This is a genomic window from Methylobacterium pseudosasicola (assembly GCF_900114535.1).
Classification (GTDB): Bacteria; Pseudomonadota; Alphaproteobacteria; order Rhizobiales; family Beijerinckiaceae; genus Methylobacterium; species Methylobacterium pseudosasicola.
In genome coordinates this window covers 230,787-257,080 of sequence record NZ_FOTK01000006.1, presented here as the reverse complement: position 1 = coordinate 257,080, position 26,294 = coordinate 230,787, and the positions used below count along the sequence as shown (strand labels likewise).

Genomic DNA, 26,294 nt, shown 5'->3' with positions numbered 1-26,294 from the left:
TCGGGCAAGACGCGCTCGGACACGACGCAGCGGACGATCGAGGAGATCACGGCGCGGGTGGAGGAGAACGTGCAGACGTTCCAGCAGATCGTGGCCTCGACCAACCAGCAGCAGCTGGGGATCGAGCAGGTGATGGGGGCGCTGCAGAACATCCGGCAGGCCAGCCAGCAGACGGCGGCGGGCACCCGCCAGGTCGAGACCGCCTCGGCCAACCTCACCGAGCTCGCCCAGGCGCTCATGGCCCTGGCCGAACGCTACCGGCACTGAGGGCCGGGCCGCCTTGCCCGCCGACATCCGCCAGCTCCTGCTCGCCGCCTTCGAGGTCGAGCACCGCGAGCACGTCACGGCGATCCGGGCCGCCCTCGGCAGCGCCACCCCGGACTGGAACGACGTGTTCCGCCGCGCCCACAGCCTGAAGGGCGCCGCCCGGGCCGTCGATCTGCCCCCCGTGGAGGCGGTCGCCCACCGGCTGGAGACGCTGTTCGAGCGGGTTCGCACCGGCGCGCAGGCCCTCGACCGTACCGCCGCCAACGCCGTCCAGCTCGCCCTCGACCGGATCGAGACCTACGTCGCCGGCCTTCAGGACGGCGCCGGGCCGGACATGCCGGCCGATGCTCTCTCGGCGCTGGGGCAATGCCTCGGCCTGCCCGGGGAGGCCCCGAAGGCCCCGCCGCCAACCGAGCCCCCTGCCCCGCCCGCCCCTGCCTCGCCTGCTGCCGCGCCGGCCCCCGAGCCGGCCGAGTCCGGCGCCGCGATCCTGCGCGTGCCCGGGGAGGCCGTGGAGGCCCTGGCCCGGGCAAGCCACGATTTGACCAGCACCCTGGCGGCCCAGGCCCCCGCGGCGGAGGGGCTGGCGCGCCTCGCCCGCACCGCCCGGGAGCTGCGCGTCGGGGCCGAAGCCCTGGCCGCCCGATCTGAGGCGGACCGGCCGGACCTGCGGGCGCTGGCGGACCGCCTCGCCGGCTTCGCCCGGGAGGCCGCGGAGCTGTCTCGCCGCCAGGCCGCCGCGACCAGCGCCGTCGAGGGCGCGGCGTTCCGCGTCCGCGCCGAGGCCGAGCGCCTCGCCCTGGTGCCGGCCGAGACTGTGCTCGGCCCCCTCGCCCGCTCGATCCGCGAGACCGCCCGGGAGCAGGGGCGCGACGTCGATCTCGACCTGCGCGGCCTCGACCTGCCGGTGGAGCGCGGCCTGCTCCAGGCCCTGAAGGACCCGCTGCTGCACGCCCTGCGCAACGCTCTGAGCCACGGCTGGCAGAGCCCGGAGATCCGCCGGGCCGCCGGCAAGCCCGAGGCCTTGGCCCTCGGGCTGGAGGTGGCGGTGCGCGGTGCGCGCCTCCAGGTCACGGTGCAGGATGACGGGCCGGGTCCGGACCTCTTCCGGATCGAGGCCGCGGCCCGGGACCGGGGCCTCTTGTCCCCCGGGGAGGCCGCCGATCCCGAGACCCTGCTGCGCCTCGTCTTCGAGCCCGGCTTCTCCACCGCGGAAGCCGTCGATACCCTGTCGGGCCGCGGCTACGGCCTGTCGGTGGCCGCGGATGCGGCCCGCCAGCTGCAAGGCAGCGTCCGCCTGGAGCCGCGCGAGCCCGCGGGCACCGCCCTGGTCTTCAGCCTGCCGCTCTCGGCGGCCCGGCGCAGCCTGCTGCTGGTCGAGGCGGCCGGGCGCACCTACGCCCTGCCGGGCGGCGCGGTGGAGCGCCTGCTGCGCCTCGACCGGGCCGACCTGCCCCTCGCCCTGGGCCGCACCATGGTCCGGATCGGCGAGGGCGCGGCGGCCACCAATCACCCGGTCACCGATCTCACCGCGATCCTGGGACAGGCGCCGGATCCTGCCGGCCAGGATCCGACGATGCTGACCGCGGTGCTGCTTCGGGCCGGCGGTGGCCGTCTGGTGCTCGGCGTCGACCGCCTGCACGATGTCCGCGCCCTCTTGGTCCTGCCCGCTCCGGCCTTCGGGGCCGATCCCGGCCTGATCGCTGGCACGGCGGTGCTGCCCGGCGACGTGCCGGTGCTCGTCCTCGACCCCGAGGGCCTCGCCGCCCGGGCTGCGACATCGACGGGCCTGTCGCCCGGAACGATGGCGCAGGCTCCACGTTCGACGACCTCACCCCGCGCCGCCGCGCGGGCGACCATCCTGGTCGTCGACGATTCGATCACCACCCGGACCTTGGAGAAGGGCATCTTGGAAGCCGCCGGCTACCGCGTGGTCGTCTGCGTCGACGGTCAGGACGCCCTCGACCGGCTGCGGGCCGAGATCGAGCCGATCAACCTCGTCCTCGCGGACGTGGAGATGCCGCGCCTGGACGGCTTCGGCCTGCTCAAGGCGCTGCGCGCCGACACCCGCTTCGCTCGGCTGCCGACGATCCTGATGACCTCCCGCGGGGACGAGGCCGACGTGGCCCGCGGCCTCGACCTCGGGGCCGACGCCTACCTGACCAAGCAGACCTTCGATCAGCGCCAGCTGCTCGACACGATCGGACAGCTGCTATGACGCCGGTCCGGGTCATGCTGGTCGAGGACAGCCTCGTGGTGCGCGAGCTGCTGCGCTACATCGTGTCGCGCGATCCCCGGCTGGAGCTGGTGGCCGCCGTGGCCTCCGGTGAGGAGGCGATTGCGAGCCTTCAGGCCGTGCGGCCCGACGTGATCTCCATGGATATCCGCCTGCCCGGCATCGACGGGCTGGAGACCACCCGCCGGATCATGGCCGAGCACCCGACCCCGATCGTCGTGGTCGCCGACGCGGTGGAGGATTCCTCGCTGCGGATCTCCATGAACGCGCTGCGCGCCGGCGCCCTGTCGGTGGTCGAGAAGCCCGTCGCCACCACCCATGCCGGCTACGAGGCGGTGGCGGGCGAGATCTGCACGCAATTGCGGATCATGGCCCAGGTCCCGGTGATCCGGCGCCGGCCGATCGGCACCGAATGGGCCGGCCGCACCAGCGCCGCCTCCTTCGCGCCCCCCGCCGAGCCGGCCGGGCAGGCCCCGAGCCTGCTGGCGATCGGCGCCTCGACGGGCGGCCCGCCGGCCCTCGCCCGGGTGATCGGCGCCCTCCCCAAAACCTTTCCGCTGCCGGTGCTGGTGGTCCAGCATATGGGCGCGGCCTTCATGGAGGGGTTCGCCAACTGGCTCGACAGTGTCGTCGCCCTGCCGGTCTCCCTGGCCCAGGACGGCGAGCGCGCCGAGGCCGGCCGGGTCTACGTCGCTCCCGGCGACCGCCACCTCGAGATCGGCACAGGCCGCGTCCTCCGCGTGGTCGGGACCGACCCCGTCTCCGGCCAGCGCCCCGCCGCCACCGTGCTGTTCCGCTCCCTCGCCCGGCAAGCGGGCGCTTCGGGGATCGGCGTGCTGCTCACCGGCATGGGCGAGGATGGCGCAATCGGCCTCGCCGACATGCACCGCGCCGGCGCCCAGACGGTGGCCGAGCACGAGAGCACCGCGGTGGTCTACGGCATGCCGGCGGCGGCGGTGCGGCTCGGCGCCGCCCGGGCGATCCTGCCGCTGGACCGGATCGCCGACCACGTCCTGCGGTTGGCCGATCCGGGAGTGCGGCCGTGACGGCGACGGAGGCCGGCGCCCACCGGGACGGACCCGCCCGGATCCTGCTCGTGGAGGATTCCGAGACGCAGGCCCTTGAGCTGCGTCTCCTGCTGGAGGCCCACGGCTTCGTGGTGGAGCGCTGCCCCTCGGCCGAGGCCGCCCTCGACCATCTCAACCGCAGCCAGCCCGACTTGGTGGTCGCCGACTATCACCTGCCCGGCATGGACGGCGACGAGCTGATCCGCCAGATGCGCCTGTCCCTGCGCACCCGCGCCCTGCCGGTGCTGATGCTCACCGGCGGCGGCGGCGGCGAGCGGAAGGGCCTGGAGAGCGGCGCCGACGCCTACCTGCCGAAATCGGCCGACCGCGACCTGATGATCCTGCGCATCCGCGCCCTGCTGCGCGAGCGCCGCTCGTCGGCCGACGGCGAGGGGCCGGGGGCGGCGGCGTTCCGGCGCGGCCGGATCCTGGTGATCGACGGCAGCGTCACTTACCGGACCTTCCTGGCGGGTCTCCTCGGGCAGGAGGGCCACCACGTCGCCACCGCGGACGGGCCGGACGCCGCGTTGAAGGCGCTGGAAGGGGTCGGCGAGGCGGCGTTCGACTGCGTGACCATCGACCTGCTCGGCCACGCCTATGACGGCCTGACCCTGTGCCGGGCGATCAGCCAGCGCCGCTCCGGCCAGGCGGCCGGCGCCGGCTTCCACCTCGTCGGCATCGCCGGCAGCGACCCGGCCAAGGACTTTCTGGTGGAGGCCTTCGCGGCCGGCGCCGACGACGTGGTCTCGAAGACCGATGCCGAGGTGCTGGCCCTGCGGGTCCGCGGCTTCGTCCGCCGCCGCCTGCTGGAGGAGGACGACCGCCGCATCGCCGGCCAGTTCGGCGAGCGCGAGCGGGCGGTGGAACGCGCCCGCGCCGAGGCCGAGGCCTCCGAGGCCCGCGCCCGTCTCGCTGACGCCCTGGAACGGGCCAACCGCGACCTCGCGGACGCCAACCGCCAGATCACCGAGGCCCAGGCCAAGCTGGTCCAGGCCGCCAAGATGGCCTCGCTCGGCGAGCTGGTCGCCGGCATCGCCCACGAGATCAACAACCCTCTGGCCTTTATCCTCGCCCACCAGGGCACGGTGGAGCGCCTGCTCAACGAGCTGCCCGATGCCGCCCCGGAGGCCGCCGCCCGCGCCGTCGACAAGGCCCGCCAGCGGGTCGGCTCGATGCGGATGGGCCTGACCCGGATCCAGGATCTCGTGCTGAACCTGCGCAAGTTCTCGCGGCTGGACGAGGGCGAGCGGGCGCTGGTCAACGTGCCCGAGGCGATCGAGACCGTGCTGGCCCTGATCCAGCACAAGCTCGGCGACCGGATCGCCGTGGAGCGCAGCTTCGCCGGCCGGGCCGAGATCCACTGCACCCCGGCGCTGCTCAACCAGGTGGTGATGAACATCCTCGGCAACGCCGCCGACGCCATGCCGCAGGGCGGCACGATCCGGATCGATACCGTGTCGAACCCGGAGGTGGACGAGATCCGCATCAGCGATACTGGTCCTGGTATCCCGGAAGACCTGCGCGAGAAGATCTTCGAGCCATTCTTCACCACAAAGCCCGTGGGTTCAGGCACGGGTCTCGGTCTTGCGATTGCCTACAGCGTCGTTCAGGCGCATAGCGGCTCGCTCACCGTGGAGACGGCGCCGGAAGGCGGAGCCTGCTTCGTGATCGGGATTCCGCGGCAGGCGGCCAGCGCATGAGTGACGGCACGTCAGGTCGAGGAATCTCCGCCGTTTTGGACACCGGTTCGGTGACGGATACGCATTCTCAGAACGGATCGCGGGCCGGGTACGACGGCCCCATCGGGACCATCCTGGCCGTCGACGACGAGCCGGACATCCTGATCGCCCTGGAGGACCTGTTCGAGGATTCCTACCGGGTGCTGACCACCTCGAACCCCAACGAGGCGCTCGAGATCCTGCATGCCGAGCCCGACATCGCCGTGGTGCTGTCGGACCAGCGCATGCCCGGCCTCACCGGCGACGCGCTGCTGGCCGAGGCCCGGGCCTTCCACGACGCGCAGGCGATCCTGCTCACCGGCTACGCCGACATCACCGCGGTGATCGCCGCCCTCAACCGCGGCGGCATCGTCGGCTACGTCACCAAGCCCTGGGACGCGAGCCTGCTGCGCTCCACGGTCCGGCAGGCCTTCGAGCGCCATCGCCTCGGCCGCGACCTCGCCACCGAGCGGGCGCTGCTGCGCGGGCTCCTCGACCACGCCCAGGACGCGATCAGCTTCAAGGATGCGGATGGCCGCTTCGTGCGGCTCAACGCCCGCAAGGCGACCCTGCTCGGCCGGGACGTGTTCAGCTGCCTCGGGCAGCGCGAGGGCGACCTGCTGGGCGCCAAAGGCGGCGCGGTGGCCGAGGCGGATGCCGCCGCGATCCGCTCCGGCACGGTGGCCGAGAGCCTGACCAGCGAGGGCCCGGTCGGCGCCGAGCTTTGGAGCCACGTGACCCGGGTGCCGATCCGCGATGCCGGCGGCGCGGTCAGCCACCTCGCGGTGATCGAGCGGGACGTCACCGAGCAGCGGACCCTGGAGGCGCGGCTGCGCCAGTCCGATAAGATGCAGGCGCTGGGCACCCTGGCCGGCGGCATCGCGCACGATTTCAACAACCTGCTGACCGCAATCCTCGGCAGCCTCGAACTCGCCGCCCCGAAGGTCGCCGAGCAGCCGCGGGTGCAGCGCCTGATCGAGAATGCCCGCGGCGCGGCCGAGCGCGGCGCCTCGCTCACCAAGCGCCTGCTGAGCTTCAGCCGCGCCCACGACCTCCAGGCCCGGGCCACCGACGTCAACGCCCTGATCACCGGGATGAGCGACCTGTTCGGCCGCAGCCTCGGCGGCCTGGTCAGCGTCCGCACCGACCTCACCGAGGGCCTGCCCGCCGTCCAGGTCGATCCGGACCAGCTCGAACTTGCCGTGCTCAACCTCTGCATCAACGCCCGGGACGCGATGCCCGAGGGCGGCACCATCACGGTGGCGACGCGGCGTCTCGACATCGCCGCGGATCCCGAGATCGCCGACGGCTCCTATCTCGGCGTCAGCGTCACCGACGAGGGCACCGGCATCCCGGACGAGATCCTGCGCCGGGTCTGCGAGCCGTTCTTCACCACCAAGGCGGTGGGCCAGGGCACCGGTCTCGGCTTGGCGATGGTGTTCGGCCTCGCCCAGCAATCGAAGGGGCGCCTCGCCATCGAGAGCGAGGTCGGCCGGGGCACCCGGGTCGAGCTCGCCCTCCCCTTCGCGGCCGAGGCGCCCGAGCAGGCGGCCCGGGATGCCGGCGCGGCCCCGGTGGCGGCCCGCTCGGCCCGGATCCTGGTGGTCGACGACGACCCGCAGGTCCGGCACGTCACCGCCTCGTTCCTCACGGGCTTCGGCCATCAGGCCACCGAGGCCGGCGACGGCGAGGCCGCGCTCCAGTCGTTCGTGCCGGGCCATTTCGACCTGATCGTCGCCGATCTCGCCATGCCGGGCATGAGCGGCATCGAGCTCGCCGCCGCGATCCGGGACCGCGACCCGACCCTGCCGGTCCTGATCCTCACCGGCCACGCCGAGGCGATGCAGATCCCCGACGATCTGCCGGTCCTGACCAAGCCGTTCCGCTCCGCCGACCTGGCGAGCCGGGTTTCGGAGCTGCTCGACGGGGCGGCGGCGAGCTAATGACGGGTTTGCAGGAAGGCGAACGCGGACCCCACTTCATCGGGAACCACCCGGTTGCCGGCTCATTGACCCCCTACGGAGCGGTGTTGCTCCGGGTTACGAACGTGGAGGTGGACCATGAGCAATCACGGCATCTTCCCCAGTCAACGCCGCGAGGCCGACCCGGATCAGGACGATCCACCCAACAAGAACCGGCAGGGATAGGGGTTTCGGAACCGCGACGCGGTCGAGTTCCCGGTCAGGCCGACACTGACCGCCAGGACGAGCTCCCGCGACGATTTCGAAACGTGGACCCTGCTCCAAACCCGTCGGCGCAAGCCGGCGGGTTCTTTTTTTGGGCTCAGACGCGAAAAAGCCGCCCCGGATGGCCCGGGACGGCTTTTCTGTTGGTCCGGTTGGTTGAGCCTAGGCTCAGGCCGCCTCGGCGACCTCGACTTGACCCGAATCCTTGCCGCGGGCGTCGACGTCGCGGTCGACGAACTCGATCACGGCGAGCGGGGCGTTGTCGCCCTTGCGGAAGCCGGCCTTCATGATGCGGAGATAGCCGCCCGGACGACCGGCGTAGCGCGGGCCGATCACGGCGAAGAGCTTCTTGACCATGTCGGCATCGCGCAGCTGCGCCATGGCGAGACGGCGGGTGTGGACGCTGTCGATGCGGCCGAGGGTAACGAGCTTCTCGACCACGGGACGCAGATCCTTGGCCTTCGGTAGGGTGGTGACGATCTGCTCGTGCTTCAGCAGGGCGACCGACATGTTGGCGAACATCGCCTTGCGGTGCTCGGCGGTGCGGTTGAAGCGACGGCCGCGATAACCGTGACGCATGGTTCTGGCTTCCTTCTGATCTCGGCCGCCGTGCCACGGTACGGCCGGGCGCCTCATCGAGGCGGTTGTTATCCGCGTAACCCCGCGGCGGGATTTGTTTGAGACTTCGCGTCGTGCCCGCGAAGTCCCGGATCTGGATCGGCCAAACAGACAGCGCCGATCAGCGCCGCCAAGTCCGGCCCGAGGCGGCTTCGCCTCAGTAGTGCTCTTCGAAGCGCTTGGCGAGATCTTCGATGTTCTCCGGCGGCCAGCCGGGGATATCCATGCCGAGGTGCAGGCCCATGCCGGCCAGCACTTCCTTAATCTCGTTGAGCGACTTGCGGCCGAAGTTCGGGGTCCGCAGCATCTCGCCCTCGGACTTCTGGATCAGGTCGCCGATATAGACGATGTTGTCGTTCTTCAGGCAGTTCGCCGAACGAACCGACAGCTCCAGCTCGTCGACCTTCTTGAGCAGCGCCGGGTTGAAGGGCAGCTGCGGCGCGAGCGGCGCGGCCTCTTCCTTGCGCGGATCCTCGAAGTTCACGAAGACCTGCAGCTGGTCCTGGATGATCCGCGCCGCGTAGGCGAGCGCGTCCTCCGGGCCCACGGCGCCGTTGGTCTCGATCGTCATCGTCAGCTTGTCCTTGTCGAGATCCTGGCCCTCACGGGTGGTCTCGACGCGGTAGCTGACCTTGGTCACGGGGGAGAACAGCGAGTCCACCGGGATCAGGCCGATCGGCGCGTCCTCGGGGCGGTTGCGCTCGGCCGGGACGTAGCCCTTGCCGGTAGCGACCGTGAACTCCATGCGGATCTCGGCGCCGTCGTCCAGGGTGCAGATCACCAGGTCCGGGTTCAGGATCTGGATGTCGCCGACCGTGCCGATATCGCCGGCCGTGACGGTGCCCGGGCCGGTCTTGCGCAGGGTCATGCGCTTGGGCGCATCGGTCTGCGACCGGATCGCGATGGTCTTGATGTTCAGGACGATGTCGGTGACGTCCTCGCGGACGCCCGGGATCGAGGAGAACTCGTGCAGCACGCCGTCGATCTGCACCGAGGTCACAGCCGCGCCCTGGAGCGAGGACAGGAGCACGCGCCGCAGGGCGTTGCCGAGCGTGGTGCCGAAGCCGCGCTCGAGCGGCTCGGCCACGACCGTGGCGACCCGCTTCGGGTCGTCGCCGGTCGAGACCTGCAGCTTGTTCGGCTTGATCAGTTCCTGCCAGTTCTTCTGAATGACCACGATCCTACCTCTCGTCCATGCCCGGGATCCGCGACGCCCGTCCCCGCGCTTCGGCCGTCCGGCGCCGCCCCCTGGCGCCCCGAACGGTCCCTGAATGCAAAGTTTGTTACTCGCCGCCGACCCAGAGGGCCGGCACGAAGCGGTAGCCCGCCCCATCCCGGTCCACGTAGCCCAGCGCCGGGAATTCGAGATGCGCCCCGGCGATGAAGGTCCGGTCGCTGGCGACCTCGTCCATGATGGCCTTGCGCGTCGCCCGCGCCTGGTCGCCATCGACGTCGAATCCGACACCCGCCTCCGGGTTCTTGAACTGGATCGCGGGCAGGTGCACCACATCCGTCCACATCAGCAGCGACTGTCCACCGGAGACGACGCGGAAACCGCAATGTCCCGGGGTGTGGCCCGGCAGGTGGACCGCCGTGATGCCCGGCAGCACCTCGCCGCCCCGATGCTCGCGCGTCCGCTTGGCGTAGGGCGCCACCGCCTTGCGGGCGCCCTCGAAATACGGCTTGGCCGCGTCCGGCGCCCGGGAGAGCGCTTCGTCGGTGAGCCAGTAGGCCGTCTCGTCCGCGTGGACCACGATCTCGGCGTTCGGGAACCGGGCCGCCCCGTTCGACACCAGACCGCCGACATGGTCGGGATGCAGGTGCGTGACCAGGACGGTCTCGATCTCCTCCGGCTTGACGCCGGTGAGCGCCAGCGCCGTGCTGAACCGCCCCAGGGTCTCCACCGGGGCGAAATCGCCGTATCCGGAATCGATCAGCACCGGTTTGCGGCCGGCGCCGGTGATCAGGAAGGCGTTCAGCGTGATCTTGGGCTGCTCGGTGCGGAAGCCCGCGACCTGCAACTGGCCGGCTTCGTCCTTCGGGATCCCCGTGACGAGATCGAGGCTGGCCTGAAACCAGCCGTCGTTGAGCGCGGTGACCGTGAGGTCGCCGAGGTTCCAACGCAGCACGCCCGGAAGCGGCTTCGATCCCGTCATGAGCTTCTCCGTCAAACCGGTTGGTTCAGACCCGACGACGCTTGCGCGGACGGCAGCCGTTGTGCGGGATCGAGGTCACGTCGCGGATCGAGGTGACTGTGAAGCCCGCGGCCTGGAGGGCGCGCAGGGCCGACTCACGACCCGAACCCGGGCCGGAGACCTCGACCTCGAGGGTGCGCATGCCGTGCTCGGAGGCCTTGCGGGCGGCGTCCTCGGCAGCCACCTGGGCGGCATACGGCGTGGACTTGCGCGAGCCCTTGAAGCCCATCGCGCCGGCGGACGACCACGAGATCGTGTTGCCCTGCGCGTCCGTGATGGTGATCATCGTGTTGTTGAACGAGGCGTTCACGTGGGCGACGCCCGACACGATGTTCTTGCGTTCGCGGCGGCGGACGCGTTGCGGTTCCTTGGCCATTCGGGTCTCACTCTTCCTTCAAGCGCGCCCGTAATTCCAGGCGCTCGGGATTCTTTTTGGGACTTGGCCGGCGCGCCTGTGCGGGGCGGTTCGGCCGGTGCCGGGACCCTCGCGGGACACCCGGCGCGACGAACGGAAGGCCGAGCGAAGCACGGCCTTCCAAGTGCAAAACTTACTTCTTCTTGCCGGCGATCGGCTTCGCCTTACCCTTGCGGGTGCGGGCGTTGGTGTGGGTGCGCTGGCCGCGGACCGGCAGCTGCTTGCGGTGACGCAGGCCGCGATAGGCGCCGAGATCCATCAGGCGCTTGATGTTCATCGAGACTTCGCGGCGCAGGTCGCCCTCGACCACGTAATCGCGGTCGATCGTCTCGCGGATCGAGAGCACCTCAGCGTCGGTGAGCTGGTTCACCCGGCGCTCGGCGGGGATGTTCACCTTCTGGGTGATCTCTTCGGCCTTCTTAGCGCCGATGCCGTGGATGTACTGCAGCGCGATGACGACGCGCTTGTTGGTCGGGATGTTGACGCCTGCGATACGGGCCATAATCACGCTCCATCTAAGGCCCGGAAACCGGGCGGTGCTCGCGCGCGTCCGGTGGAGGCCGGCCCCTGCGCGCGCCAAACGACAACGTAGCCCGTGGGCAGCCCCTGACAGGGTACCTCGGACCAGCGATCGGTTGGACGAAGGACGGCCTGCTAGCGTGCGCAGGGCGATATGTCAACGACCCGTGAACGATCGGCCGCGCCGCCATGCGCCGCGCGCGGATCGGACTCCGGTCCTCGAAGGAGCACAGATGTCGGTTCTCACCAGCGACGGCGCCACCCTGCGGGCCTTCGCCGATTCGGTCCTCCGGGCCGCCGAGGAGAATGCCGAGGAGGTCGTCCCGGTGATTCTGGCGGTGACCGGCGGGATCCTCACCGAGGCCGAGCCCGGCTCGATCGCCCTCCAGGAAGAGGATGACGGCCCCGGCCTGCTCTGGGCCACCTTCGCCGGCCGCCGGATGGTGTTCCGCTACAATCGCATGACCGCGATGGTGGAACTGCGCGACGGCCGCAGCGACGGCAACCCCGACCGCCTCTTCGGCCGCCGGGCCCTGCCGATGGACATCGTGAACTTTTTCGGGGCGCTCCGAGCCGAGCGGCGAACCGAGCTTTGACGTGGTTCTCTCAGCGGAAGCGCTGGCTCTGGAACCGGCAATAGCCGCCTGTATTCCGATAGCCCGCCGGGCAGCGACGGACGCAGGCCCCGGCCGCGTACTTGAGCGGCGGGCGACACGCGTTCCGGAAACGCTTCTCGCCATACACAAAGGATTGCGCCGGGCTCTGCGCGGCGACCGGGAGCGGTGTCACCACAATGGCGACCAGGAGAAGGCTCACGGGGATGCGGAGGACGGTCATGGAGGGGCTTCCGATCGGGGCCTGCCCCTCAACCTCCGACTTGAACTGAGGTTCATCGATGGATCCGCCGGCAGGCCGCTCAAAGCGGCGCCGTGCCGGCGATCCTGTCAGGACGCGACGCGTTCCGCGTGCGGCTCCAGCAACCCCATGATCTCACCAGTCACGGTGTCGATCGGCTGCATGCCGTCGACCGTCTGCAGCAGGCCTGTCTTGGCGTAGTAGGCCGAGAGCGGCGCCGTCTGGGCCCGGTAGGCCTCCAGGCGCTGCTTGAACACCTCGGGGGTGTCGTCCTTGCGCACCGCCTGACCGCGGGCCTGGGTCTCGGCCGCGCGCTTCTCGATGCGCCCGACCAGCGCGTTCTCGTCGACCTTGAACTCGATCACCGCATCGAGATCCATGCCCTTGCTGGCCAGCATGGAGCTCAGCGCCTCGGCCTGGGCGACCGTGCGGGGGAAGCCGTCGAGGATGAAGCCGCGCTTCGCGTCCGGCTCCTCGATCCGGTCGGCGACGATGCCGACCACGATCCGGTCGGAGACGAGCCCGCCCGATTCCATCACCGCCTTGGCCTCGAGGCCCACCGGCGTACCGGCGGCGACCGCCGCGCGCAGCATGTCGCCCGTGGACAGCTGCGGGATGCCGAAGCGCTGTACGATCCGCTCGGATTGCGTCCCCTTCCCCGCGCCGGGGGGGCCGAGCAGAATGATGCGCATGGCGTTGTCCTCGTCCGGCCCGACTCTCTACGGGCCCAAGCGGCGGGTGGCGACGCCTCCCCGGCATCGCCCGTGTCGTGTTTTTTCTAACCGGTCCCGGGCCCGAAGGCATCCGGACCTTTTGGTCAGAGGCGGGGTCGTCGGTGGCTTCGTCCCGCCTCTGTAGCAGGATCAGCGGCGGCGTTGCGTGGTCGAGGCGCCACGCAGCTTGGCCTTCTTCACCAGGCCCTCGTACTGATGGGCCATTAGGTGCCCATGGATCTGGGCGACCGTGTCCATGGTCACCGAGACCACGATCAGCAGCGACGTGCCGCCGAAGCCCAGGCTCGCCGAGGCGTAGGAGGACAGGATCTCCGGGCACAGGCAGACCAGGGTCAGGTACAGGGCGCCGATCACCGTGATCCGGGTCAGCACCTTGTCGATGAAGGCCGCGGTGCGCTCGCCCGGCCGGATGCCCGGGATGAAGCCGCCGTGCTTCTTCAGATTGTCCGCGGTCTCCTGCGGGTTGAACACCACGGCGGTGTAGAAGAACGTGAAGAAGATGATCAGCGCCGCGTAGAGCGCCATGAACAGCGGCGTCCCGTGGCCCAGATAGGCCGTCACGGTACCCAACCAGCCGGTGCTGCCGCCATTGGCGGAGAAGCTCGCGGCGGTGGCCGGCAGGAGCAGCAGCGACGAGGCGAAGATCGGAGGGATGACGCCCGAGGTGTTGAGCTTCAGCGGCAGGAACGAGGTCTGGCCCTCGTACATGCGGTTGCCGACCTGGCGCTTCGGGTAGTTGATCAGGAGCCGGCGCTGGGCGCGCTCCATGAACACGATGAAGTAGACCAGCACCACGGCCGCCACGGCGACGCCCAGGATGATCACCGGGGAGAGCGCGCCGGTCCGGCCGAGCTCCAGGGCGCCTGCGATCGCCACCGGCAGGTGCGCGACGATGCCCGCGAAGATGATCAGCGACGAGCCGTTGCCGATGCCCCGCGAGGTGATCTGCTCGCCGACCCACATCAGGAACAGCGTGCCGCCGGTCAGCGTGATCACCGTTGAGGCCAGGAAGAACGGGCCGGGATCGATGGCCGCGGACGAGCTCTGCAGGCCGATGGCGATGCCCCAGGACTGCACCAGCGCCAGCACCACCGTGAGGTAGCGGGTGTACTGGTTGATCACCTTGCGGCCGGACTCGCCCTCCTTCTTCAGGGCCTCCAGGCTCGGGATCACCGAGGTGAGCAGCTGAACGATGATCGAGGCCGAGATGTACGGCATGATGTTGAGGGCGAAGATCGCCATGCGCTCGACGGCACCGCCGGAGAACATGTTGAACAGCCCGAGCACGCCGCCGGCCTGCTGCTGGAAGTTGCGGGCGAACTGCTCCGGATCGATGCCGGGGATCGGGATGTAGGTGCCCAGCCGGAACACCACGAGGGCGCCCAGGGTGAACCAGATGCGCTTCTTCAGCTCATCGGCCTTGGCGATCGCCCCGAAGTTGAGGTTGGCGGCAAGCTGCTCGGCTGCTGAGGCCATAAGCGTCGCGTCCTGGGAGTGTCGCCGGGCCAAGCATGCCCGGATGAAATGAAAACGGCGGCCCGCGTGGTCGCAGGGCCGCCGCTCGGAGGATCGGCTTAAAGGCTCTGCGGGGCCCGTGCAACGGGGCTCCGCGTCGCTCTTAGGCCAGCCGTCAGGCCGTGGCCTCGGCCTTGGCGCCGCCGCGATGCGAAACACCCGTCGCAAACGCGACAGTGACCGAACCGCCGGCCTTCTCGACCGCCTCGATGGCGGACTTGGAGGCGCGGGTGACCTCGAAGCTGAGCTTCGCGGTCAGCTCGCCGACGCCGAGCAGCTTCACGCCGTCGCGGGGACGGGCGATGATGCCGGCGGCCACCAGGGTCTCGACCGTGACGGTCGCGGCCTTGTCGAGCTTGCCGGCCTCCACCGCCTCCTGGATCCGGCCGAGGTTCACCTCGTTCAGGTCCTGGGCGTAGAGGTTGTTGAAGCCGCGCTTCGGCAGGCGACGATGCAGCGGCATCTGACCGCCCTCGAAGCCCTTGATGGACACGCCGGTCCGGGCCTTCTGACCCTTCACGCCGCGGCCGGCGGTCTTGCCCTTGCCGGAGCCGATGCCCCGACCGACGCGCATCCGATTCTTGGTTGCGCCGGGATTGTCGCTGATCTCGTTGAGCTTCATCGGAACCTCCTCACGCCACGTCGCCGTGGACGCGCACGAGGTGCGCAACCTTGCGGATCATGCCGCGCACGGAGGGGGTATCCTCCAGCTCGGACACGCGGTGGAGCTTGTTGAGCTTGAGGCCGATCAGCGTCTGGCGCTGGCTGGCCTCCTGGCGGATCGGCGAGCCGATCTGTTCGATACGGACGGTCTTCTGTGCCATCGGACCCTCCCCTTACGCGACCGCAGCTTCGGACTGGTCGGCCGGATCGGCGTCGCGGCGACGGGCCTGGAGGCTCGAAACCTTGATGCCGCGGCGGGCCGCCACGGAGCGCGGGCTGTCCTCGTTCTTGAGCGCCTCGAAGGTGGCGCGCACGAGGTTGTAGGGGTTCGAGGAGCCGAGCGACTTGGCGACGACGTCCTGCATGCCGAGGGTCTCGAACACGGCGCGCATCGGGCCGCCGGCGATGATGCCGGTACCCTGCGGGGCCGCGCGGAGGATCACCTTGCCGGCGCCGTGACGTCCGTTGACGTCGTGGTGCAGGGTCCGGCCCTCGCGCAGCGACACCCGGATCAGGCCGCGCTTGGCCGCCTCTGTCGCCTTGCGGATCGCCTCAGGCACCTCACGGGCCTTGCCGTGGCCGAAGCCGACGCGGCCCTTCTGGTCGCCGACGACGACGAGGGCCGCGAAGCCGAAGCGACGGCCACCCTTCACCACCTTGGCGACGCGGTTGATGTGGACGAGCTTGTCCACGAATTCGCTATCGCGCTCCTCGCGATCATCGCGGCGGCCGCGGCCCCCGCCTTCCCGTTCACGTGCCATGTTGTCTAACCTATCTCACTAGCGCGGATCCTCGGATCCGCTCGCTCGATTCCCCTCGCCGGAAACGGGAGGGAATGGCCGCGCGGGTATCACGCCGCGCGGAGAGAGTTCCTCAGAACTCCAGGCCACCCTCGCGGGCGGCTTCGGCGACGGCCGCGACGCGGCCGTGGTAGATGTAGCCGGAGCGGTCGAAGATTACCTTCGTGACGCCGGCGGCCTTGGCGCGCTCGGCTACCAGCTTGCCCACCGCCTTGGCGGCGGCGACGTCGGCGCCGGTCTTGAGTTCACCCTTGAGCGCCTTGTCGATCGACGAGGCGGCGGCCAGCGTCTTGCCGGCGACGTCGTCGATGACCTGCACGTAGATCTGCTTCGACGAGCGGAACACCGAGAGCCGCGGACGGCCGTTGGCGGCCGCCCGCAGCGCGCGACGGACGCGCGCCTTGCGGCGATCGAGGGCTTCGAGCTTGCGAGACATGATGCCCTCCTTACTTCTTCTTGCCTTCCTTGCGGAAGATGAACTCGCCCGCGTACTTCACGCCCTTGCCCTTGTAGGGCTCGGGTCCGCGGTAATCGCGGATCTCGGCGGCGACCTGACCGACCTGCTGGCGGTTGATCCCGGTGATCGTGATCTCGGTGGGCTTCGGGGTAACGATCGTGATCCCGGCGGGGATCGCGTATTCGATGTCGTGGCTGTAGCCGAGCGACAGCTTGAGAGCCTTGCCGGCCATCGCCGCACGATAGCCGACGCCCGTGATCTCGAGCTTCTTCTCGAAGCCCTTCGACACGCCCTCGGCGATGTTGGCGATCTGAGCCCGCGACGTGCCCCAGAGGGAGCGCGCGGGCTTGGACTGGTTGATTGGCTGGACCTCGATGGCGCCGTCCTTCATCGCCACGCTGACCAGCGCGGGAACGTCGAACTGCAGCTCGCCCTTCGAGCCCTTCATCTTCACCGTCTGGCCGGTGACGGTGGCGGTGACGCCGGCCGGCACGGGAACGGGCTTCTTGCCTACGCGAGACATGGGATAACCTCCTCCGTCCCGATCAGAATACGGTGCAGAGCACTTCACCGCCGACGTTGCGCTCGCGCGCCTCGTGATCGGCCATGACGCCCTGCGGGGTGGAGACGATGGTGACGCCGAGGCCGTCGGCCACGTGCGGCAGATCGCCGACGGACGAGTAGACCCGACGGCCCGGCTTCGACACGCGCTTGATCTCGCGGATCACCGGGCGACCGTCGTAGTACTTGAGCTCGATGGCGAACTCGGTGCGGCCGTTGCCGAGGTCGGTGGCCGCGTAATCGCGGATGTAGCCCTCGGACTTCAGCACGTTCAGGACGTTGGCGCGCAGGCGCGAGCCGGGCGTCTGAACGACGTTGCGACGGCGCAGCTGGCCGTTGCGGATACGGGTGAGCATGTCACCCACGGGATCGTTGACCATGGGGACCTCCTTACCAGCTCGACTTGACCAGGCCGGGGATCAGGCCCCGGTTGCCAAGCTCCCGCAGCGCGATGCGCGAGATGCCCATCTTGCGGTAGAACGCGCGCGGACGCCCGGTCATGCCGCAACGGTTGCGGATGCGGGTGGCCGACGAGTTGCGCGGCAGCTCCGCGAGCTTGAGGCGCGCCTCGAAGCGCTCCTCCATCTCGAGGGTATCGTTGTTGGCGATGTCCAGCAGCGCCTTCCGCTTGGCCGCGAAACGCTTCACCAGCGTCTTGCGGGCCTCATTCTTCTCGACTGAGCTTTTCTTCGACATGTGGTCTATCTCCGGTGTCCGCGTATGAGGCGCGAAGGCCTCACTGCCGGAACGGGAACTGGAAGGCGGCGAGCAGAGCCTTGGCCTCGGCATCGGTCTTGGCGCTGGTCGCCACGACGATGTCCATGCCCCACATCTGCTCGGCCTTGTCGTAGGAGATCTCCGGGAACACGAGGTGCTCCTTGAGACCCAAGGCGTAGTTGCCCCGCCCGTCGAACGAGCGCGGGTTCAGGCCGCGGAAATCGCGGACGCGCGGCAGCGCGATCGTGATCAGGCGATCCATGAACTCGTACATGCGCTGCTTGCGCAGCGTCACCTTGCAGCCGATCGGCATGCCCTCACGGACCTTGAAGGTCGCGATGGCCTTGCGGGCCCGGGTGATCACCGGCTTCTGGCCGGCGATGAGCGCGAGGTCGCCGGCAGCCACGGTCGCCTTCTTGGAGTCCGCAGTGGACTCGCCGACGCCCATGTTGATGACGATCTTCTCGATCTGCGGAACCTGCATCGGGTTCTTGTACCCGAACTCCTCGATCAGCTTCTGGCGCACCACTTCGTCGTAGTGCTTGCGCAGGCGCGGGGTGTAGGCGTTCTTGTCGGCCTCAGCCATCGATCTGATCCCCCGTGCTCTTGGCGAATCGGACCTTGCGCCCGTCTTCGAGGATGCGGAAACCCACGCGGGTCGGCTTGCCGTTGGCATCGGCGACCGCGATGTTCGAGAGTTGGATGGCGGCCTCCTTGGAGATGATCCCGCCTTCCTGGTTCTGGGTCTGCTTCTGGTGCTTCTTCACCAGGTTGATGCCGCGCACGAAAGCACGGCCTTCCTTCGGCAGAACCTGAATGACCTCGCCCGAGCGACCGGAATCGCGGCCGGTGAGTACGACGACCTTGTCGCCCTTCTTGATCTTGGCGGCCATTACAGCACCTCCGGCGCCAGCGAGATGATCTTCATGTGGTTGCGCGCGCGCAGCTCGCGCGGCACCGGTCCGAAGATGCGGGTGCCGATCGGCTCTTTCTGATTGTTGATCAGGACCGCAGCGTTCTTGTCGAAGCGGATCACCGATCCGTCGACGCGCTTCACGGCCTTGGCCGTGCGAACGACGACCGCCTTCATGACGTCGCCCTTCTTGACGCGACCGCGCGGGATCGCTTCCTTGACCGACACGACGATCACATCGCCAACGCCGGCATACTTGCGCTTCGACCCGCCGAGAACTTTGATGCACATCACACGGCGTGCACCAGAGTTGTCGGCGACGTCCAGATTCGTCTGCATCTGGATCACGTGCGTGACTCCTTGTTTCAGGCGGGTTTCCGCACGCGGGCGGTATTGCCCGGCGGACGACGCCTGATGGGGATCTGATGTCCCCGGCTCATGGTATGGACCGCGCTTGCGGCGTCAGAAGACGCCGGCGCGGTCACCGCGTTCAGAGGGTGCGAGCACCCATCGAAATGTCGCGAAGGCCGGGCGGATACTACGGGTCAGCCCGGAAGGCAAGCCGATCGCGGCAAATTCGCCGGTCCGGCCGAGGTTTGCCGGGGCGATTCGGGCTCGGGCGTTGCGCGCTGTGTGGGCGGGGCCGATCGAGGGCTTATCGATGGGCGCTAGCCGAGCCGACGGCGCGTGTGACCATCGCATTCCGGCGACGGCTGGGCAGCAAGATGGCGCAGCGGGCGGGTTGGGGCGACACAACAGCCATGCCCACCGCGCAGGCGAGCGCGGCGGGCGGGATCCAGGGGAAGCTTAGGGGGTCAGAACGGCTGGCCGGCCGATTCGAACAAAAAATCGTCGAGGCTCGGGATCGTCACGGCGCTGCCGAAGGCGGGCTTCGACAGGCGCCAGGGGCGCTCGGACCGGGCGCGAATCGCCTCGGACGGGCGAAGCCGCCGCATGCCGCCATCCTCGGTGACCTCCTCGATGGTGAGGAAGCCGTAGACCTGAAGGCGCGAGGCGGTGAGCTTGATCTCGCGATCCTCGGCGGCGACGATCATGCTGCCGGTTGCGTAGACCGCGTCCATCAGCGAGCGCTGCTCGCTGCGGCGGCGATTGCGGGCGTCCCGCTCGCCAGCCGCGGAGGCGGGGGCGATCCGCCGAAAGGGGACGACGTTGCTGACCGCGACGCAACCCATACGCAACATCCTCGACGCGCACTGAGGCCGGCCCGAAGGCCGCCCGACGACGGGGACATTTCGACGGTTCGCTTTAATCTTCCGTAGACCGTGATGCCGGGCCCCTGCCCCGATCCGGCACGGTGTCGGCGCGGCACGTCCTTGGAGGCGGTCGCGCCGCGCCCGCTGAGACGCATCCGAATCGCGTTGAGACGAGGACGGGAGGTTCGCTGTCAGGTTCTGCCCGCGCGGGGCAGGCGTCGCTGCCTGGTCACCAGCGTGGCGAGCCGATCGACCGCCAGACAGAGGCATCCGTAGACCGCGCCGACAAACAAGAAAATCTCGGCAGGGTAGACCATGGCGCGGTTGTTCACCTGCGTCGCCACGAAGGAGAGCTCGGGCACCCCGATCACGTAGGCGAGCGAGGTGTCCTTGATCAGCGCGGTCCACTGATTGACGAAGGACGGCGCCATCGCCGGCAGCGCTCGCGGCAGGATGATGACCCGCAGGACCTGCCAGCGGCCGAAGCCCAGGGCCAGGCCCGCCTCCCACTGGCCGCGGCCGATGCTCTCGATTCCCGCCGCCACCGCGTAGGACAGGTAGGCGCCGCCTACCAGCGACAGGGCCGTCACCACGGTTCCGGTCTCCGGGATGGTGAAGCCGAACAGGATCGGCAGCAGGAAGTAGCTCCAGAAGATCAGCATCACGATCGGCACGGCCCGGAACAGCCCGAGCCCGAGGATCAGGGCGCGCCGTGTCCGCCCGCCGCTCATGGCCAGCGCGATCCCGAGGAGGAGCCCCAGCACCGCCGAGGCGAGGCCGGACGCACCTGAGAGAATCAGCGTGAGCATCAGGCCGCCCACCGGCCCGTCCGGCCAGGCGCCGGCCAGCAGGTAGCCGAGATTGTCGGTGATGACGGCAACATTCACCGGCGGGCGGCTCCCGCTGGGTCCCGGCGCGCGACGGCGTGTCCGGCCGTCTCCACCGCCGCCACGGCCCCGACATAGAGGAGCGTGGCGATGCCGAAGGCCTGGAAGGCCAGGAAGGTCTCGGTCTCCACCTCCCGCGAGGCGTAGGATAGCTCGGCGAGGCCGATGGTCATGGTCAGCGAGGTGTTCTTGATGGTGTTGAGGTACTGGCCGACCACCGGCAGCCAGGCGATTTGCAGGGCCTGCGGCAGGGCGATGTGGCGGAACACCTGGAGGTCGGTCAGGCCCAGCGCGAGCGCGGCTTCCCGCTGGGCGGGCCGGACGCCGTTGAGGCCGGCGCGGCATTCCTCGGCGATATAGGCGGCGGCGTAGAGCGTCAGGCCGAAGAAACCGGCCAAAGTCTCGTAGGCGGGCCAGCGCAGGTCCGCCGGACCCAGAGCAAGGCTATGCGGGCTGTTCAGCCAGGCGGTGAGCCCGACCGGCATCAGGGCTGCGGCGCCGAAATACCAGAAGAACAGCTGCACCAGGAGCGGCGTGTTGCGGATGAGGCCGACGAAGGCGGCGGTCCCCGCCTCCGCGAACCGACCCCCCGTTTCCCGCAGGCAGCAGAGGGCGAGGCCGAGTGCCGTCCCGGCCACGCACACGGAGGCCGACAGGGCCAGGGTGACCCCGAAGCCCTGCAGCAGCCAGATCAGGTAGCGCGGCGCGAGGAGATCGCCGAAGAGGCTCACCGGGCGTCTAGCTGTGGTCGCCGATCCGGAACAGGCGCGGCAGCGGCTGGTCCGACTTGGGACCGAACCAGCGGTCGTAGATGGCTGCCGCCTTGCCGCCGGCCTCCAACTCCCGGAGGGTCTCGTTCACGACCTCGCGGAGGCGGGTCTCCCCCTTCGGGATGCCGACGCCGATATAGTCGTTCGAGATCGAGAAGGCCGGAACCTCGTAGTTCTCCTTATCCGGGACCTTCGCCAGCAGGCCCACGAGCTTCGGCCCGTCCTGCGTGATCGCCTGGACGTTGCCGTTGCGCAGGGCCGCGAAGGCGAAGGGCGTGTCGTCGAAGGCCACCACGGTCGCCTTCGGGAAGTCGCGGCGCAGGACGATCTCGTTGGTGGTGCCCTTGTCGGCGCCGATGCGCAGGCCGTTCAGCTGGTTGGGCGACGTGAGCGTACCCTTCTTGGCCAGGAATTGCTGGCCGGAGGCGAAGTACGGGATGCTGAAATCGAGCTGCTTGGCGCGCTCCTCCGTGATGGTGAAGTTCGCCAGCACCAGATCGACCTTGCCGGAGGTCAGCAACGGGATGCGGTTGGCCGGATTGGTCGGGCGCAGGTCCAGCTTCACGCCGATCTTGTCGGCAATCGCCTTCGCGTAATCCACGTCGAGGCCGGCGATCTGATTGGTGTTCGGATCGACGAAGCCGAAGGGCGGGTTGCTGTCGAAGGCCGCGACCCGCAGCACGCCGGCCTTCTTGATGTCGTCGAGGCGGTCGGCCTGCGCGGCCCCGACGGAGAGGAGTGTTGCCAGGGCGAAAGTCAGTAGGCGACGCACGGATATCTCCTGGTGCTGAGGTTTCACAGTTTCGCGGTGGGTCGAGACCGGCCGCACGAATCGTCTTTTGAGGATTGCTCGGACCGACCCGCGGACCCTCTCCTGGCCGAAAGCACGGAGCGGGCGCTTCGAAGCGGGGCCGTTGTCAGAATTGCCTGTCGTCAGTCCGACGGGGTCGCGCTCACCCTTCGCGACGTCGGTAGGCGACCGTCAGGGCGCCGAGGCTACGGCGGTCCATAAGGACCAGCGAAGGCCGGGCTGCGGATCGAAGGCAAATCCGAACATCGAAGTGCCGCAGACATAACGCTTCCAGAATAAAAGCCCGCGATTCGCGGATGCCAAAAGTCAGTTCTTCGAGGCGTCTTCAAGAAAAAGCCTCGGAGCTTCACGACTCGCACAAAGATGATGGCGCATCTGCGCTGGAGCAATCAACAGCATCCCATTCCGTTTATCAGCGGTCGGGAAGAAAAAGTTCAGCGCAAAGCTTGGCGCTGGACGGAGATTATTCCGGCGGCCTCGGATCGCCCCGCGGCGACCGCTAAGGCTTCGCGTCACGCGGGAGACGGCCGGCGATGTGAGGTGTCCCCTGGAATGAGCGTGTGCTCGGCGTCAGCTCAGTTGGAAGCCGCCCGGCAACAAAAGCGGCATTGGACGCCACCAGGGGGCAGGCCACGTCCCGCGGCGGTCTTTGCTCCACGCCGTGCCCCAAATAAAAGGCCGGCTATCGCTAGCTTCGCAGTCAGCGCGGCGGCGCAATCGTTCCGCTCCGTGACCGGCCGTTAACCGGTCGTGGGGCGCAGTTTTCTGCCGCGAACGCATTGACCTACGGGTTAACCGCGGCTAGAAGCGCCCCACTTCGGACGGCCCTTGGCTGCCGACGGCCCCTGGGTATGATCCACGGTGCCGCGATCGCTTCGAGCGATCCGAAGGCTCAAATCGCCTGACGCTCTAAGTCAGATCCGTAGGTACGAGCGCGTTCGTTTCGGGCGTGCTCCTCTGCCCACACCGCGCCGAGGGTCTGTGACAGGACCCCCGGCGCATATTTGTTTTGCGGATTGCCTTGGGCAATCCGGCCAAGGTGACCGAGGAAGAGGGCACAGGATGCCGACGATCAACCAGCTGATCGCCCAGCCGCGGAAGATCCAGCGGAGCCGCAACAAGGTTCCGGCGCTTGACGCTTGCCCGCAGAAGCGCGGCGTCTGCACCCGGGTCTACACGACGACCCCGAAGAAGCCGAACTCGGCGCTCCGTAAGGTCGCCAAGGTCCGGCTGACCAACGGGTTCGAGGTGATCGGCTACATCCCGGGCGAGGGTCACAACCTCCAGGAGCACTCGGTCGTCATGATCCGCGGCGGCCGCGTGAAGGATCTTCCGGGTGTGCGCTACCACATCCTGCGCGGTGTGCTCGACACGCAGGGCGTGAAGAACCGCAAGCAGCGCCGGTCGAAGTACGGCGCCAAGCGGCCGAAGTAAGATCGCCGGCCGGAATTTATCCGGTCGCGCATAGGCCTTTCCACGGCCTCGTAAGGATGTCGCCGGCTTCATCAAGAGAGCCAAGGCGGCCTGCGCGAGGTGCTTAAGTCAGACTCGTTTGAGAGTTTAAGAGATGTCCCGTCGTCACTCTGCCGAGAAGCGTGAGATCATCCCGGACCCGAAGTACGGGGACGTGGTGCTGACGAAGTTCATGAACTCGATCATGTACGAGGGCAAGAAGTCGACCGCCGAGCGGATCGTCTACGGCGCCTTCGACATCGTCGAGAACCGCGCCCGGGCCAACCCGATCGAGGTGTTCCGCGCCGCGCTCGACAACGTCGCCCCGATGATCGAGGTCCGCTCTCGCCGCGTCGGCGGCGCGACCTACCAGGTCCCCGTCGAGGTCCGGACCGAGCGCCGCCAGGCCCTCGCCATCCGCTGGCTGATCCAGGCCGCCCGGTCGCGCAACGACCGCACCATGATCGAGCGGCTCTCCGCCGAGCTGCTCGACGCCGCGAACAACCGCGGCAACGCCGTCAAGAAGCGGGAAGATACGCACCGGATGGCTGAAGCCAACCGCGCCTTCTCGCACTACCGCTGGTAAGCGGTTCCGCCGTCTCTCAGGAGCAATCCGATGCCCCGCACGCACGCGATCGAGGACTACCGCAACTTCGGCATCATGGCCCACATTGATGCCGGGAAGACCACGACCACGGAGCGGATCCTTTACTACACCGGAAAGTCGCACAAGATCGGCGAAGTCCATGACGGCGCCGCCACCATGGACTGGATGGAGCAGGAGCAGGAGCGCGGCATCACGATCACGTCTGCCGCGACGACGTGCTTCTGGCGCGAGAAGCGCCTGAACATCATCGACACCCCCGGCCACGTCGACTTCACCATCGAAGTCGAGCGCAGCCTGCGCGTGCTCGACGGCGCCGTGTGCGTGCTCGACGGCAACCAGGGCGTCGAGCCACAGACCGAGACCGTCTGGCGCCAGGCCGACAAGTACGACGTGCCGCGCGTCGTGTTCGTCAACAAGATGGACAAGATCGGCGCCGACTTCTTCAAGTGCGTCGCCGACATCATCGACCGCGTCGCCGGCAAGCCCGTCTGCCTGCAGCTGCCGATCGGCTCGGAGTCGAACTTTAAGGGCGTGATCGACCTCATCAAGATGAAGGCGATCGTCTGGTCCGGTGAGACCCTGGGCGCCGACTTCTCCGAGGTCGAGATCCCGGACGACCTCAAGGACCAGGCCGTCGAATACCGCGCCAAGCTGGTCGAGGCCTGCGTCGAGCTCGATGACGAGGCCATGATGGCCTATCTCGACGGCACCGAGCCGGATGCCGCGACGATGCACAAGCTCGTGCGTCGCGCCGTGCAGCTGCGCGCCTTCCATCCGGTGCTCTGCGGTTCGGCCTTCAAGAACAAGGGCGTGCAGCCCCTGCTCGACGCGGTGGTGGATTACCTCCCCTCCCCGGCCGATCGCGGTGACGTGGAAGGCATCGACTTCAAGACCGAGGAGCCGGTCGTCCGTCACCCGACGGATTCCGATCCCTTCTCCATGCTCGCCTTCAAGATCATGGACGATCCCCACGTCGGCACGATCACCTTCTGCCGCGTGTACTCGGGCAAGATCGAGTCGGGCGCCAACGTCATCAACTCGACGCGCGACAAGAAGGAGCGCGTCGGCCGCATGCTCCTGATGCACGCCAACAACCGTGAGGACGTCAAGGAAGCCTTCGCGGGCGACATCGTCGCCCTCGCCGGCCTCAAGGACACCCGCACCGGCGACACCCTGTGCGACCCGAACAAGGCCGTGATCCTGGAGCGCATGGAGTTCCCGGAGCCGGTGATCGAGATCGCCGTCGAGCCGAAGTCGAAGGCCGATCAAGAGAAGCTCGGCATCGCGCTGGCGAAGCTCGCCGCTGAGGATCCGTCCTTCCGGGTCTCCACGGACCAGGAATCCGGCCAGACCATCCTCAAGGGGATGGGCGAGCTGCACCTGGACATCAAGGTCGACATCCTGCGTCGGACCTACAAGGTCGACGCGAATATCGGCCAGCCGCAGGTGGCGTACCGCGAGAAGCTGACCCGTCGTCAGGAGATCGACTACACGCACAAGAAGCAGACCGGTGGTACCGGCCAGTTCGCCCGCGTGAAGTTCGTGGTCGAGCCGAACGAGCCGGGCGCAGGCTTCTCGTTCGAGTCGAAGATCGTCGGCGGCGCGGTGCCCAAGGAGTACATCCCGGGCGTCGAGAAGGGCCTCAACTCGGTCCTGGGCGCCGGCGTGCTCGCGGGCTTCCCGGTGGTCGACATCAAGGTCGAGCTGATCGACGGCGCCTACCACGACGTCGACTCCTCGGCGCTCGCCTTCGAGATCGCGTCCCGCGCCGCTCTGCGCGAGGCGCTCCAGAAGGGCGGTTCGGTCCTGCTCGAGCCGGTGATGAAGGTCGAGGTCGTCTCGCCGGAAGAGTATACTGGCTCGGTCATCGGCGACCTGAACTCCCGCCGCGGCCAGATCCAGGGCCAGGACATGCGCGGCAACGCCAACGTCATCAACGCGATGGTGCCGCTGGCCAACATGTTCGGCTACGTGAACAACCTGCGCTCCATGTCGCAGGGCCGGGCGAACTTCACCATGCAGTTCGACCACTACGAAGAGGTGCCGCGCGGCGAGGCCGACAAGGTCATCGCCAAGTACGCCTAAGGCTCCACGCCTAGGCATCTCTTCATCCGCAA

30 protein-coding genes and 1 pseudogene are annotated in these 26,294 nt (G+C 68.7%); 9 read left to right on the top strand and 22 right to left on the bottom strand.

Annotated elements, in window-relative coordinates; all coding sequences use genetic code 11:
* The 5 genes and pseudogenes from BM228_RS09035 to BM228_RS09015 all read left to right on the top strand — a co-directional run.
* Positions 1 to 267: pseudogene (locus BM228_RS09035) on the top strand (methyl-accepting chemotaxis protein); the annotation flags it as partial.
* 13 nt (positions 268 to 280) lie between these two features.
* The gene (locus tag BM228_RS09030; protein WP_092039112.1) at positions 281 to 2,485 is read left to right on the top strand and encodes a hybrid sensor histidine kinase/response regulator; all 2,205 of its coding nucleotides are present in this window, start codon (positions 281 to 283) and stop codon (positions 2,483 to 2,485) included.
* Entirely contained in the window at positions 2,482 to 3,549 is a 1,068-nt protein-coding gene (cheB, locus tag BM228_RS09025; protein WP_167367697.1) for a chemotaxis-specific protein-glutamate methyltransferase CheB, read from the top strand. Before BM228_RS09030 ends, cheB begins: the two co-directional genes overlap by 4 nt.
* Entirely contained in the window at positions 3,546 to 5,270 is a 1,725-nt protein-coding gene (locus BM228_RS09020) for an ATP-binding response regulator (RefSeq protein ID WP_092039110.1), read from the top strand. Before cheB ends, BM228_RS09020 begins: the two co-directional genes overlap by 4 nt.
* Complete coding sequence (locus BM228_RS09015; RefSeq protein WP_244537070.1) at positions 5,267 to 7,231, top strand: response regulator; 1,965 nt, start codon at positions 5,267 to 5,269, stop codon at positions 7,229 to 7,231. The genes BM228_RS09020 and BM228_RS09015 overlap by 4 nt, the downstream gene beginning before the upstream one ends.
* A 411-nt stretch (positions 7,232 to 7,642) precedes the next feature.
* Here the strand turns inward: BM228_RS09015 and rplQ are convergent, their stop codons facing one another.
* The 5 genes from rplQ to rpsM all read right to left on the bottom strand — a co-directional run bounded on the left by rplQ (position 7,643) and on the right by rpsM (position 11,204).
* Positions 7,643 to 8,053 (bottom strand): 50S ribosomal protein L17, encoded by a 411-nt coding sequence (gene rplQ / locus BM228_RS09010; RefSeq protein WP_092039109.1) that lies wholly within the window; start codon positions 8,051 to 8,053, stop codon positions 7,643 to 7,645.
* Positions 8,054 to 8,249: 196 nt separating this feature from the next.
* Entirely contained in the window at positions 8,250 to 9,269 is a 1,020-nt protein-coding gene (locus BM228_RS09005; RefSeq protein ID WP_092039108.1) for a DNA-directed RNA polymerase subunit alpha, read from the bottom strand.
* Between the two features lie 106 nt (positions 9,270 to 9,375).
* Complete coding sequence (locus BM228_RS09000; protein WP_092039106.1) at positions 9,376 to 10,248, bottom strand: MBL fold metallo-hydrolase; 873 nt, start codon at positions 10,246 to 10,248, stop codon at positions 9,376 to 9,378.
* Positions 10,249 to 10,273: 25 nt separating this feature from the next.
* Positions 10,274 to 10,663 carry a 30S ribosomal protein S11 gene (gene rpsK, locus BM228_RS08995; RefSeq protein ID WP_007557606.1) on the bottom strand — a complete coding sequence of 130 codons (390 nt, stop codon included), beginning with the start codon at positions 10,661 to 10,663 and terminating at the stop codon, positions 10,274 to 10,276.
* Positions 10,664 to 10,835: 172 nt separating this feature from the next.
* Positions 10,836 to 11,204: a 30S ribosomal protein S13 gene (rpsM, locus tag BM228_RS08990; RefSeq protein ID WP_092039104.1), complete on the bottom strand. Its 369-nt coding sequence runs from the start codon at positions 11,202 to 11,204 to the stop codon at positions 10,836 to 10,838.
* Positions 11,205 to 11,454: 250 nt separating this feature from the next.
* On the opposite strand from rpsM, the gene BM228_RS08985 reads away from it, so the two are divergent.
* A complete protein-coding gene (locus BM228_RS08985) occupies positions 11,455 to 11,817 on the top strand; it encodes a hypothetical protein (protein ID WP_092039102.1) in 363 nt (120 codons plus the stop codon).
* A 10-nt stretch (positions 11,818 to 11,827) separates the two neighbouring features.
* On the opposite strand, the gene BM228_RS08980 is transcribed toward BM228_RS08985, so the two are convergent.
* From BM228_RS08980 to BM228_RS08900, 17 genes are all read right to left on the bottom strand, one after another.
* Positions 11,828 to 12,058, bottom strand: a complete 231-nt coding sequence (locus BM228_RS08980) for a hypothetical protein (RefSeq protein WP_092039100.1) — start codon at positions 12,056 to 12,058, stop codon at positions 11,828 to 11,830.
* Positions 12,059 to 12,165: 107 nt separating this feature from the next.
* Positions 12,166 to 12,768: an adenylate kinase gene (locus tag BM228_RS08975; protein WP_092039098.1), complete on the bottom strand. Its 603-nt coding sequence runs from the start codon at positions 12,766 to 12,768 to the stop codon at positions 12,166 to 12,168.
* A gap of 171 nt (positions 12,769 to 12,939) precedes the next feature.
* Positions 12,940 to 14,286: a preprotein translocase subunit SecY gene (gene secY / locus BM228_RS08970; RefSeq protein ID WP_007557594.1), complete on the bottom strand. Its 1,347-nt coding sequence runs from the start codon at positions 14,284 to 14,286 to the stop codon at positions 12,940 to 12,942.
* 154 nt (positions 14,287 to 14,440) lie between these two features.
* Positions 14,441 to 14,947, bottom strand: a complete 507-nt coding sequence (rplO, locus tag BM228_RS08965) for a 50S ribosomal protein L15 (protein ID WP_092039096.1) — start codon at positions 14,945 to 14,947, stop codon at positions 14,441 to 14,443.
* Between the two features lie 10 nt (positions 14,948 to 14,957).
* Complete coding sequence (gene rpmD, locus BM228_RS08960) at positions 14,958 to 15,149, bottom strand: 50S ribosomal protein L30 (RefSeq protein WP_007557591.1); 192 nt, start codon at positions 15,147 to 15,149, stop codon at positions 14,958 to 14,960.
* 12 nt (positions 15,150 to 15,161) lie between these two features.
* Complete coding sequence (gene rpsE / locus BM228_RS08955; protein WP_092039094.1) at positions 15,162 to 15,749, bottom strand: 30S ribosomal protein S5; 588 nt, start codon at positions 15,747 to 15,749, stop codon at positions 15,162 to 15,164.
* Between the two features lie 112 nt (positions 15,750 to 15,861).
* Positions 15,862 to 16,224 carry a 50S ribosomal protein L18 gene (gene rplR, locus BM228_RS08950; RefSeq protein ID WP_010686176.1) on the bottom strand — a complete coding sequence of 121 codons (363 nt, stop codon included), beginning with the start codon at positions 16,222 to 16,224 and terminating at the stop codon, positions 15,862 to 15,864.
* A 10-nt stretch (positions 16,225 to 16,234) separates the two neighbouring features.
* The gene (gene rplF, locus BM228_RS08945; protein WP_058192233.1) at positions 16,235 to 16,768 is read right to left on the bottom strand and encodes a 50S ribosomal protein L6; all 534 of its coding nucleotides are present in this window, start codon (positions 16,766 to 16,768) and stop codon (positions 16,235 to 16,237) included.
* A 22-nt stretch (positions 16,769 to 16,790) separates the two neighbouring features.
* A complete protein-coding gene (gene rpsH / locus BM228_RS08940; RefSeq protein ID WP_007557585.1) occupies positions 16,791 to 17,186 on the bottom strand; it encodes a 30S ribosomal protein S8 in 396 nt (131 codons plus the stop codon).
* Positions 17,187 to 17,196: 10 nt separating this feature from the next.
* Positions 17,197 to 17,502, bottom strand: a complete 306-nt coding sequence (rpsN, locus tag BM228_RS08935) for a 30S ribosomal protein S14 (RefSeq protein ID WP_092039092.1) — start codon at positions 17,500 to 17,502, stop codon at positions 17,197 to 17,199.
* Between the two features lie 40 nt (positions 17,503 to 17,542).
* Positions 17,543 to 18,109, bottom strand: a complete 567-nt coding sequence (gene rplE / locus BM228_RS08930; RefSeq protein WP_007557583.1) for a 50S ribosomal protein L5 — start codon at positions 18,107 to 18,109, stop codon at positions 17,543 to 17,545.
* Entirely contained in the window at positions 18,102 to 18,416 is a 315-nt protein-coding gene (gene rplX / locus BM228_RS08925) for a 50S ribosomal protein L24 (RefSeq protein ID WP_007557581.1), read from the bottom strand. The genes rplE and rplX overlap by 8 nt, the downstream gene beginning before the upstream one ends.
* Positions 18,416 to 18,784 carry a 50S ribosomal protein L14 gene (gene rplN, locus BM228_RS08920; RefSeq protein WP_007557579.1) on the bottom strand — a complete coding sequence of 123 codons (369 nt, stop codon included), beginning with the start codon at positions 18,782 to 18,784 and terminating at the stop codon, positions 18,416 to 18,418. The genes rplX and rplN overlap by 1 nt, the downstream gene beginning before the upstream one ends.
* A 467-nt stretch (positions 18,785 to 19,251) precedes the next feature.
* Positions 19,252 to 19,629, bottom strand: a complete 378-nt coding sequence (locus BM228_RS08915; RefSeq protein WP_092039090.1) for a hypothetical protein — start codon at positions 19,627 to 19,629, stop codon at positions 19,252 to 19,254.
* A gap of 212 nt (positions 19,630 to 19,841) precedes the next feature.
* Positions 19,842 to 20,537 (bottom strand): amino acid ABC transporter permease, encoded by a 696-nt coding sequence (locus BM228_RS08910; RefSeq protein ID WP_092039088.1) that lies wholly within the window; start codon positions 20,535 to 20,537, stop codon positions 19,842 to 19,844.
* Positions 20,534 to 21,268 carry an amino acid ABC transporter permease gene (locus BM228_RS08905; protein ID WP_092039086.1) on the bottom strand — a complete coding sequence of 245 codons (735 nt, stop codon included), beginning with the start codon at positions 21,266 to 21,268 and terminating at the stop codon, positions 20,534 to 20,536. Before BM228_RS08905 ends, BM228_RS08910 begins: the two co-directional genes overlap by 4 nt.
* A gap of 7 nt (positions 21,269 to 21,275) precedes the next feature.
* Complete coding sequence (locus BM228_RS08900) at positions 21,276 to 22,079, bottom strand: ABC transporter substrate-binding protein (RefSeq protein WP_092039085.1); 804 nt, start codon at positions 22,077 to 22,079, stop codon at positions 21,276 to 21,278.
* 1,101 nt (positions 22,080 to 23,180) lie between these two features.
* Between BM228_RS08900 and rpsL the strand changes: the two genes are divergently transcribed.
* The 3 genes from rpsL to fusA all read left to right on the top strand — a co-directional run bounded on the left by rpsL (position 23,181) and on the right by fusA (position 26,262).
* Entirely contained in the window at positions 23,181 to 23,552 is a 372-nt protein-coding gene (gene rpsL / locus BM228_RS08895) for a 30S ribosomal protein S12 (RefSeq protein ID WP_007557568.1), read from the top strand.
* A gap of 133 nt (positions 23,553 to 23,685) precedes the next feature.
* The gene (rpsG, locus tag BM228_RS08890; RefSeq protein ID WP_007557567.1) at positions 23,686 to 24,156 is read left to right on the top strand and encodes a 30S ribosomal protein S7; all 471 of its coding nucleotides are present in this window, start codon (positions 23,686 to 23,688) and stop codon (positions 24,154 to 24,156) included.
* 30 nt (positions 24,157 to 24,186) lie between these two features.
* Positions 24,187 to 26,262 carry an elongation factor G gene (fusA, locus tag BM228_RS08885; RefSeq protein ID WP_092039083.1) on the top strand — a complete coding sequence of 692 codons (2,076 nt, stop codon included), beginning with the start codon at positions 24,187 to 24,189 and terminating at the stop codon, positions 26,260 to 26,262.
* The last annotated feature ends 32 nt before the right edge of the window (positions 26,263 to 26,294 follow it).